This window comes from Burkholderia sp. LMG 13014 (genome assembly GCF_905232215.1).
Classification (GTDB): Bacteria; Pseudomonadota; Gammaproteobacteria; order Burkholderiales; family Burkholderiaceae; genus Burkholderia.
The window spans coordinates 1-9,597 of the sequence record NZ_CAJNKE010000210.1; the positions used below are offsets into that span (position 1 = coordinate 1).

Annotated in this window: 9 protein-coding genes; 5 read left to right on the forward strand and 4 right to left on the reverse strand. The window is 65.4% G+C overall.

From position 1 onward, the window contains the following. The 4 genes from JYJ84_RS20115 to JYJ84_RS20130 all read right to left on the reverse strand — a co-directional run. On the reverse strand, nucleotides 1-691 hold a 691-nt coding region (locus JYJ84_RS20115), incomplete at its 3' end, for an AAA family ATPase (RefSeq protein ID WP_205189402.1). Then, entirely contained in the window at nucleotides 691-1,173 is a 483-nt protein-coding gene (locus JYJ84_RS20120; RefSeq protein WP_112750634.1) for an AmiS/UreI family transporter, read from the reverse strand. The genes JYJ84_RS20115 and JYJ84_RS20120, both read right to left, overlap by 1 nt. A gap of 72 nt (nucleotides 1,174-1,245) precedes the next feature. Beyond that, complete coding sequence (locus JYJ84_RS20125; protein WP_043183421.1) at nucleotides 1,246-2,283, reverse strand: aliphatic amidase; 1,038 nt, start codon at nucleotides 2,281-2,283, stop codon at nucleotides 1,246-1,248. A gap of 487 nt (nucleotides 2,284-2,770) precedes the next feature. Continuing rightward, a complete protein-coding gene (locus JYJ84_RS20130) occupies nucleotides 2,771-4,186 on the reverse strand; it encodes a TolC family protein (protein ID WP_175222587.1) in 1,416 nt (471 codons plus the stop codon). 278 nt (nucleotides 4,187-4,464) lie between these two features. Between JYJ84_RS20130 and JYJ84_RS20135 the strand changes: the two genes are divergently transcribed. From JYJ84_RS20135 to JYJ84_RS20155, 5 genes are all read left to right on the forward strand, one after another. Further along, the gene (locus JYJ84_RS20135; RefSeq protein WP_006479216.1) at nucleotides 4,465-4,641 is read left to right on the forward strand and encodes a hypothetical protein; all 177 of its coding nucleotides are present in this window, start codon (nucleotides 4,465-4,467) and stop codon (nucleotides 4,639-4,641) included. Between the two features lie 225 nt (nucleotides 4,642-4,866). Further along, the gene (locus tag JYJ84_RS20140; RefSeq protein ID WP_031396799.1) at nucleotides 4,867-5,052 is read left to right on the forward strand and encodes a hypothetical protein; all 186 of its coding nucleotides are present in this window, start codon (nucleotides 4,867-4,869) and stop codon (nucleotides 5,050-5,052) included. A gap of 145 nt (nucleotides 5,053-5,197) precedes the next feature. After that, a complete protein-coding gene (locus JYJ84_RS20145) occupies nucleotides 5,198-7,318 on the forward strand; it encodes a peptidase domain-containing ABC transporter (RefSeq protein ID WP_122949483.1) in 2,121 nt (706 codons plus the stop codon). After that, nucleotides 7,315-8,319: a hypothetical protein gene (locus JYJ84_RS20150; RefSeq protein WP_175222588.1), complete on the forward strand. Its 1,005-nt coding sequence runs from the start codon at nucleotides 7,315-7,317 to the stop codon at nucleotides 8,317-8,319. The genes JYJ84_RS20145 and JYJ84_RS20150 overlap by 4 nt, the downstream gene beginning before the upstream one ends. Before the next feature lie 12 nt (nucleotides 8,320-8,331). Next, on the forward strand, nucleotides 8,332-9,597 hold a 1,266-nt coding region (locus JYJ84_RS20155; RefSeq protein ID WP_205189403.1), incomplete at its 3' end, for an HlyD family secretion protein.

The window sequence follows — 9,597 nt, forward strand, 5'->3', positions numbered from 1 at the left end:
TCGATGCACCTTCGTCGAGCCCGTTGCCGGCCTGAGCGAGCGCGCGCGTGCGGTGGGCGAGATCGACGAGCCGGCGTGCGGTTTCGCGGTCGGCGCCGCTTTCGCGCACGACGACGTCGGCCTCGTGCGCTGCATCCGGATAGCCGAAGTCGATCGCGACGAAACGCTGCCTGGTCGACGGCTTCAGCCGCCGGTGTTCGCCGTGATAGCCGGGGTTGTACGAGATCACCAGATGGAAATCCGGATGCGCATGCACGACCTCGCCGAGCCGGTCGAGCGGCAGCACGCGCCGCGAGTCGGTCAGCGGATGGATCACGACCGTCGCGTCGGGGCGCGCCTCGACGATCTCGTCGAGATAGCAGATCGCGCCATGCCGCGCGGCGAGCGTGAGCGGCCCGTCGGCCCAGTAGGTGCCGTCGGCGTCGAGCAGGTGGCGGCCGGTCAGGTCGGCCGCCGACGTGTCGTCGTTGCACGCGACCTGGATCAGCGGCAGGCCCATGCGCCACGCCATGTACTCGACGAATCGCGTCTTGCCGCAACCGGTCGGCCCTTTCAGCAGGACCGGCAGGTGATGGCGGCAGGCCGTCTCGAACCAGTCGGCCTCGGCGCCGGCCGGCTGGTAGAACGGCGCGTCGGCGATGCGGTGCCCGGCGAGCGGATCGGTGGCCAGCGGCGTATCGCGTGCGCTCATTACCACCTCCCCGTCATCATCAGCATGCCGGGCAGCCAGCAGGTGCCGACGCCGATCGCGATCGTGTAGCCGGGCAGGAAGCGCACGCGCCGCTTCAGCCCGAGCGCGACGAAGAACAGGAACCACAGGCTCGACCACAGCAGCCACATCGCGCCGAAACGCACGTCGTGCGACGTGCCCGCATAGACGAGCGCGCTGATCGCGACGAACAGGCAATACCAGCCGAGGCCTGCGCCTTGCAGCCCGCGCCACTGGACGGCGGCGAGATACAGGTACGTGAACGCGAACAGCAGCCCGCCCGCGCTCGAGAAATACTGCGGCGGCGCCGATGCTTGAACCAGGCCGGCAAGGTTGATCAGCAACGCGAGCAGCCCGACGAGCAGGTTCAGGCCGGCTGCGTCGCGCGGTTCGATGCGGCCGGTGAGCGCGACGCCGTTGACGACCAGCACCGCGCCGATGAAGAAGAGAGCGACACCGAGCATGATGAAGGCTCCATCCAGAGTGAGACGGAGCCGTTCGCGCACGCGGCGCGAACGGCCGGGCAGGGCGCGGGCTCAGCGGTGCGCGGGCGCTTCGGACGGAATGCCTTCGATCGGGCATTCGGGCGTGCCGGGCGTCGCGCGCGTGAGGCGCTCGACGGCCTGGCGCGTGCCGTCCGGGTCGTTCACCCAGTTCGCATAGAACTCGAACGGGCATTGCGCGACGCCGTTCGGCGATTCGCCCGAACCGATCTTGCCCGTGTAGCCGCGATGCAGCAGCTTGTACAGGTGGTTCTGCGACTGCATGTTGCGGCGCGCGTCGCGGATCAGGCTCACCGACAGCTCCGCATATTGCACACCATTTTCTTCCTCGCCGCATTCGCCGAGCGTGCGGCCGTCGAAGCCGACGATCGCCGAGTGGCCGAAATACGAATACACGCCGTCGAACCCGGACGCATTCGCGACCGCGACGTAGCAGTTGTTCATGAACGCCATCGCCTTCGACACGAGCACCTGCTGATCCTTCGCCGGGTACATGTAGCCCTGGCAGCGCACGACGAGCTCGGCGCCGCGCATCACGCAGTCGCGCCAGATCTCCGGATAGTTGCCGTCGTCGCAGATGATCAGGCTGATCTTGAGCCCCTTCGGCCCTTCGGCGACATATGTGCAGTCGCCCGGATACCAGCCTTCGACGGGCACCCACGGCATGATCTTGCGGTACTTCTGCACGATCTCACCCTGGTTGTTGATCAGCACGAGCGTGTTGTACGGCGCCTTGTTCGGGTGCTCCTCGTGACGCTCGCCGGTCAGCGAGAACACGCCCCACACGTTGGCCTTGCGGCACGCGGCCGCGAAGATGTCGGTTTCCTCGCCGGGGATCGTCGACGCCGTGTCGTACATCTCCTTCGCGTCGTACATGATCCCGTGCGTCGAATACTCGGGAAACACGATGAGGTCCATGCCGGGCAGGCCGCGCTTGATGCCGACCACGCGCTCCGCGATTTCTCGGGCGTTCGCGATCACGTCGGCGCGCGTGTGCAGGCGCGGCATCTTGTACTGGACGACGGCGACGCCGACGGCGTCGTTGCTGCTGGAAATATCGCCATGACGCATGGTGTGCTCCTGGTTCGGGTGAAGACGTGCGTTTTCGAAAGGCAAAAAAAAGCCCTTGCCTCGACGAGCGAGGCAAGGGCTTCTTTGCCGGTCCGTTCATCCGACAACGCTGTCGGATAACGGGAATGCGGATGGGTGGCCCGATGTCGGGCCGGCGAAGCGCGGGCTAGCGGGCGCGCGCTGCGCACGATCGTGGGACGTCTTTGTCCGCCGGATCGATGGGATGCACTCTAGGCAAAGTTTTTTTTTGACGCAACATCGCGTATACCCCTGCACGTCGTGATCAAGCGGCGACCGGCGCGGGGTGCGATCGGGATCGTGCGTTGCGTCGGGCGATGGCGCGGGGTCGGACGCAAGTTTGCGCGAGCGACGGGGTGGTACCGCATCTCGCTGGTTTCGATGGATCGATAGGCCCGCGCATCGGCATTGGCGAACAAAGTTGCGCATGCAACCTTTTATGACATGCCGATGCGCATCGAACCGAAGCCTAACTGCGGTCGCTCTCCGCGTTGCTTTCAAGGAAGCGGTCCACCGCGATCAGCGACTGTTCGTCGAGCGTACCCAGCACGCTTTTCAGCTTCAACTGCAGCTTCAGCGCATCGAGATAGCTGTCGAACAACTTCTGCCGGATGCCCGAGATGTCGCGCCGCAGGTTCAGCGTTTCGTACGTCGTGCTGTAGCCGACCTGATGCGCCTTCATCGACGAATCGTATGCGAGGCGCGCGGCCTGCAGCGACTGCTGCAGCGCGCGGATGCGCTTGCCGACCGATTCGAGCGCGGACAGCGCCTCGCGATGATCGGTGCCCAGTTGTTCCTCGACCTCGCGCAGCCGGTTGCGATACTGCTCGGTCACGTGCTCGGCCTCCACCTGCCGGTAGTACACGCTGCCGCCGGAGAAGATCGGGATCGTCACCTGCACGCCGATCGCGCTCTGATGGAAGTCGGAGCGATCGGTGAGCCCGCGCAGGTTCGGGTTGAGCCCGCGCGAATACGACGCGAACAGGTCGACGGTCGGCAAGTGCTCGGCGCTGACGCGCTTCGCGGCGAGCCGCGCGACCTGGACGTCGCGATACGCCTGCCGGTACGCGGGGTTGTCCTGCGGCGCGTATTCGCCCGACGGAATGCGCGGCGACGAGCCGCGCATCGCGAGCCGCGGCCAGCGCGAGAAATCGATCGTTGAACCGAGCAGCGTCTCGTAGCGCGCGCGACGCGCGTCGACGTCGGTTTGCGCGAGGGCTTCGTCGGATTGCGCGAGGCTGCGGCGCGCCTCGATTTCGGCCGTATCGCCGATCGTCTTCATCCCGAGCTGCGCCATGCGTCGCGTATCGCTTTCGAGCCGGGTGAGCGCGTTCACTTCGTCGTCGGCCGACTGCAGTTTCTCGCGCGCGCTGAGCAGGTCGAAACACGCGTTCGCGACGCGCAGGATCAGGTCCTGCCTTGCCACTTCGAGCTTCTGTTTCGCCGATTCCTCGTACTCGGTCGCGCGCCGCATGTCGTACAGGTAGGGCACGTTGAACAGCGCCTGCGTGACTTGCGCGGAACCGTAGGCGGCATTGCTCGACCCGCTGACGTCGATGCCGAACAAATTCGCGTGCGTACCGTAGCGTCCCCATTCGAGTTGCGCGGCGGCCTGCGGCAACATCTGCGCGCGTGCTTCGGGGAATTTCTGGCGCGCGGCGTCGTATTCGCTGCGCGCCTGCAGGTAGCGCGGATCGTGCACGGCCGCGTACTGGAACGCAGTGTCGAGGCAGAACGCACGCGCGTTTGCGGACATGCCGGCTATCGTTACAGCGAACAATGTTACGGTTGCAAGTCGGGGATTCCACCTAGTCGAAAAACTTGATAGGGAATTACCCGCATTCCGCGTCGCCGATCCGTGATTCGCGCGCCTCGTTTCAAACATGGCCGTCTCCGTCTCCTGCCCGTGCCGCAACGCATTGCGGCGGGATTTAAACGTTTTGAAATTGAAATTCAAAAAGCGTGAATGCCTGCCATCCGTGACGCATCGGAAAACGCGCCTGTAAGAGTGTGTCCTCCATTGAATTCCGATGCGCTCGCATGATAGCCTGATTTCGGCTCGTAATCGCAGTGATTATTAGATTAACAAGTCGCTAGGGATTAAAAGCCGTTTGTCTTTCAATGAAGGTTCTTTGCATCATCTTTATTTTTTACGAGGAGAGAATGATGAAGGTCATGACGACGGAACAGGTCAGGAATGTGCATGGCGGCGGTGCGATCAGCTCGCTGGGTAGCCTCGCCGTTGACGCCGCGCCGGTGGTGACCGCGCTCGGCCAGTTCCTGCCGAGCCTCGGCAATTACCTGCAGAACCCGAAGACGTTCAATAACACCGGCAAGTAACCGCCGTGCGCGGGGAGGCGCCCCCCGCGCGAAATGCTGCGAAACAGAAGGAAAAGAATCGATCGCCGCAGTGGAAATAAAGCGAATCCGAAATGCATTATTTTCGGTTCGGGCGATTATCAGGAGGCAGGAGTGCCGGATTATCCCCGTAATAAAGTAAACAGCCATTGAGATTGCAATTGGCTGACGGTGGCGGGCATTCCGACAATATAAAGGCCACAACAAATGCGAGACATCACGGAAGAACAGGCCCGCCAGATTCGCGGCGGCGCGTCGCTTTACTCCAATTCGGCCGCCTATACGGTCGATCTCGTCAACCAGTCGATCGGGTCCACGCTCCAGGGCCTGATGACCCAGTACCAGACCCGCGCCGTCGAACAGTTCCGGATGTCGCTCGGCTCGTCGCGCTGAGCGGCCCGCCCAGCGGCCGGTAACACCGATCTTCCGTCGCAGCCGGCAGCGTGCCGGCTGCGCCCATGCGTATCGCGCACGACCCGCCACGGGCCCGCTATCGGCAGGCCCGGGCGGCGCGTCGTCGCGCCCCGGGTGCCCGACCATGCTCTTCAATACGCGTAAAGTCCGTCCGGTCCTGCAGGACGAGGTGACGGAGTGCGGCCTGGCCTGCCTCGCGATGATCGCGTCGTGGCACGGGCGCGAAACGACGTTGCGCACGCTGCGCAACCGCTACCCGGTCCGGATCGATTCCGGGCTGTCGTTCTTCGACCTGATGGAGATATCGAACGATCTCGGCCTGCGCGCTCGCGGGCTGCAGTTCGACGCAGGCGAGCTCGATGCGCTCAAGACGCCGTGCATCCTGCACTGGGGGATGAACCACTATGTCGTGCTGACGAAGGTCGGCTATGGCAGCGTGCACATCGTCGATCCCGCGCTCGGCGAGACGAAGCTGCCGCTCGCGCAGGCGCTCACGCACATCACCGGCTATGCGCTCGAACTGAATCCGGACATCGGCTTCACGCGGGCGGGGCAGACCGACCGGATCCGGCTGCGCGACTACCTCGAAGGGCTGACCGGCATCCGCAAGAGCCTCGCGATCGGCATCGCGGGCGGCGTCGCCGCGCAGCTTCTGCTGCTGCTCGGCCCGTCGTACGTGCAGTTGACGATCGACGAGGCGCTGAAGAAGACCGACGTCGACATCCTGTACCTGCTGACGATCCTGTTCGCGATCGTGTTCCTGTTCGACACGCTCTACGCGAACCTCGTCGGCAACATCAAGAGCTACCTGCGCAACATCGTGTCGCAGCAGTTGTCGGCGAACATGGTCGGGCACCTCGCGCGGCTGCCGATCGGTTATTTCCTGTTCCACAACACCGGCGATTCGATCTCGCGCGTGTCGTCGGTGTCGGAGGTCGGGCGCTTTCTGGTCGACGGGCTGGTTGGCGGGCTGCTCAATATCGTCACCTGCACGCTGACGCTCGTGCTGATGCTGTACTACAGCCCGGTGCTGGCCGGCATCAGCCTGGCCGGGATGGTGCTGTTCGCGCTGAGCCGGCTCGCGATCCAGCCGCAACTGCAGGACGCGATGTCGCAGATCCTCACGCGCGGCGCCGAAGCCGACGCGCTGCTGATCGAGAACATCCGCTCCGCGCATTCGATCAAGCTGCTGTCGGCCGAGACCGCGCGCAGCAGCCTGTGGGTCAACGCGTTCACGCAGAAGCTGCAGGCGATGCGCCAGCAGGAGCGGCTGCAGTTGCTGTTCGATGCGGTGTCGAAGGGGATCGTGCACGTCGAGCAGCTGGTGATCGTCACGTACGGCGCGTGGCTCGTGATGCACGGGCAGAGCACCATCGGCGTGATCTACGCGTTCATCCAGTACAAGAACCTGTTCGCCGACAAGTTCATCGATTCGATCCAGCTCTACGTGCGCCGCAAGGTGCTGCAGGTGCATATGGACCGCGTCGCGGACGTGCTGCAGACCGAGACCGAGGAGCCCGCGCCGGACGCCGTCGTGCGGCCGGTCGACGGCTTCGACGGCGCGCTGTCGATCCGCGCGCTGTCGTACACGCCGAAGGGCGGCCACCGGCCGATCCTGCGCGACATCGCGCTCGACGTGCCGGCGGGCGGCAAGATCGCGATCGTCGGCCGCACCGGCAGCGGCAAGACGACGCTGCTGAACCTGATCTGCGGGCTCGTGCGGCCCGAGCCCGGCACGCTGTTCGTCGGCGGCGTCGATCTCGCCGAAGTGAACCTGCGGCAGTACCGCAAGCATCTCGCGGCCGTCACGCAGTCCGACCAGCTGTTTCGCGGGACGATCCGCGACAACATCACGAATTTCGCGCCCGCGCCGCGGATCGGCGCGATGTTCGACGCGGCGAAGCTCGCGTGCATCCACGACGAGATCGAGCGGCTCGACCATCGTTACGACACGCCGCTCGGCGATACGCAGAAATTCCTGTCGGCCGGGCAGATGCAGCGGCTGCTGATCGCGCGGGCGCTGTATTGCGAGCCGCGCCTGCTGATCCTCGACGAATTTTCGTCGAACCTCGACCAGGCGACGACGCACGAGATCTGCCGCAACGTGCTGACGCTGCCGTGCACGATCGTGCTCGTCACGCACGATGCGTCGATCCTGTCGATGGTCGACCGGATCTACGAGATGCAGGACGGCGTATTGGCCGATGCGACCGACGCGTGGCGTTCGGCCGAGGAGACGCGGTGATGCTCGGACGACTCTTTCTGCTCAATCCGTTCTCGTATGCGTTCCTGGTGCGGCGCGTGGTGCGCGCCGTCGCGCTGCGCACGTCGCCCGCACGCGGGCTGCGGCTGATGCGCTGGTGCTCGGATACATGCCTGCGCTGCTTTCCGTGCATTCGCGAGTCGATCGAGCGTGCGGTCGCCTACATGCTGAGCGCGCACCTGAACGACGATCCGCGACGCGTGCGGGACGTGTCGGCGGCGATCGTGCGCGAACTGTTCGAGGCCGAGTTCGCGGGGCTCAAGCTGCGCACGCACAGCCTCGAATCGATGAAGTCGATGATCGACGGGATGGCGTGCGAAGGCGACGCGCAGCTGCAGGCGGCGCTTGCGCGCGGCGGCCCGCTGATGCTCGCGGGGCTGCACTTCGGCAACCTGATGCTGTTCGTCACGAAGCTGCGCTTCATGATTCCCGACGACCGCAAGCTGATGGTGATCCTGCATCGCGATGCGCCGGGCGCGTTCTTCGACGATGCGCTGCGGCTCGTCGCCGAATACGGTGCCGGCGAAGTCGAATTCATCGACATCGAGGAGCGCGTGCACCTGCGCCGGCTGATCACGAGCCTGCGCCGCGAGGCGCCCGTGTTCCTGCTGTTCTCCGACCTGCACGGCAAGTTCGGCAAGACCAACCGCTGCCGGCTCGGCGGACGCTGGGTGCGGATGGCCGGCGGCGGCGTGAAGCTCGCGGTCGAGCAGGGGATTCCGCTACTCGTCGCGTATGCGACGGGCGTGCCGTTCCGCGATCGCTGCGCGGTGCATTTCACCGAGCTCGCGGCCAGCCCGCTCGCGCCGATGCTCGGCGCGGACGACGACGCGTCGCCGGTGCGAGCGACGCACCAGCGCATCGTCGACCGGCTCGAGCAGGCGCTCGTGCGCCAGCCCGAGCAGTGGCATTTCTGGGAACACTTCACGCCTTACCTGATGCCGGCGCCGCTGCTCGATGCGGCCGCGCGGCGTCGCTCCTGACGAGCCCGCCCCATGCCGACCTGGAACTCCGCCCTCCGAGAACAGAAGCCGTCGCGCAAGCTCGCGCGCGGCACGACCTTCGGCACCGTGATCCACGGCGTCGTCGATGTGCCGGTGTCGATGCGGTTCTTCTGCTACCTGTCGCTGACGATGTTCGCGATGTTCGTGATTGCGCTCGTCGAGCTGAGCTACGCGAACACCGAGAGCGTGTCGGGGATGCTGACGCCGCGCTCGGGTCTGATCGGCGTCAGCGCGCCGCCGGGCTGGGCCGTGCGCGACATCTACGTCGGCAAGGACCAGCACGTGAAGGCCGGCCAGCGGCTGCTGGCGGTGACGCGCGACACGAGCTTCGTGAGCCAGGCGAACAACGTGCAGGGGATGCGCGCGGCACTCGACCGGCAGCGCGTCGAGGTGACGCAGCAGATCGACGCGGCGCGCCTCGAATACAAGTCGTCGGTGCAGCAGATCAACCAGCAGATCGCCGCGCAGGGCGAGAGCAGCGGGCTGATCGGCCGGCAGATCCAGGACCAGAAGCGCATCGTCGACGAGTACGGCGAACGGCGCGCGCGCGTGAAGCAGCTGCTCGACGAACAGGTCGTGACGCTCGAGCAGTACAACCAGGTCAACACGCAGTACCTGCAGGCCGGGCAGGCGTACCAGGACTTGCTGCTGCGTCGCGCCGAGCTCGCGAAGAATGCGATGAAGCTGCGCGGCGACCTCGACACGATGCAGAGCAAGTACGACGGCGCGAACGCGGAACTGAAGATCAAGCAGGAGGAGCTGAACGCGAAGGAATACAACATCGACGAGAACGTGAACCAGGTGCTGTACGCGCCGGCCGACGGGCAGATCGTGCGGCTCGACGTGGTGCAGGGCGGCGTGATCGACCCGCCGGGCACGCGCGTCGTCGAGATCCTGCCAGCGAAGGCCGACGGGCTGATCGCCGAGGTCTACATCCCGTCGTCGAAGGCCGGCTTCGTGAAGAAGGGGCAGGAAGTGAAGGTGGCGTACGCCAGCTATCCGGTCGAGAAGTTCGGCACGTATCGCGGCAAGGTGCTGTCGATCTCGCCCGTCGCGTTTTCCGCGAAGGAGCTGAACCTGCCGGGCGATGCCGCCACGCCGCAGACCTACTTCAAGACCTGGGTCGAGCTGGCCGACCGCACGCCGGCATTCGAAGGGCGCCCGCTGTCGCTGCGGGCCGGGATGATGCTGAAGGCCGACATCGTGCTGGAGCGGCGCAGCCTGCTCGAATGGCTGTTCGAGCCGCTGTACCGCATC

Bases quoted from the DNA above. Each gene is read 5' to 3' on its own strand.
- JYJ84_RS20140 (WP_031396799.1), top strand. From the start codon at position 4,867: ATGCGAGACATCACGGAAGAACAGGCCCGCCAGATTCGCGGCGGCGCG.
- JYJ84_RS20125 (WP_043183421.1), bottom strand. From the start codon at position 2,283: ATGCGTCATGGCGATATTTCCAGCAGCAACGACGCCGTCGGCGTCGCC.
- JYJ84_RS20130 (WP_175222587.1), bottom strand. From the start codon at position 4,186: ATGTTTGAAACGAGGCGCGCGAATCACGGATCGGCGACGCGGAATGCG.
- JYJ84_RS20120 (WP_112750634.1), bottom strand. From the start codon at position 1,173: ATGCTCGGTGTCGCTCTCTTCTTCATCGGCGCGGTGCTGGTCGTCAAC.
- JYJ84_RS20135 (WP_006479216.1), top strand. From the start codon at position 4,465: ATGATGAAGGTCATGACGACGGAACAGGTCAGGAATGTGCATGGCGGC.
- JYJ84_RS20145 (WP_122949483.1), top strand. From the start codon at position 5,198: ATGCTCTTCAATACGCGTAAAGTCCGTCCGGTCCTGCAGGACGAGGTG.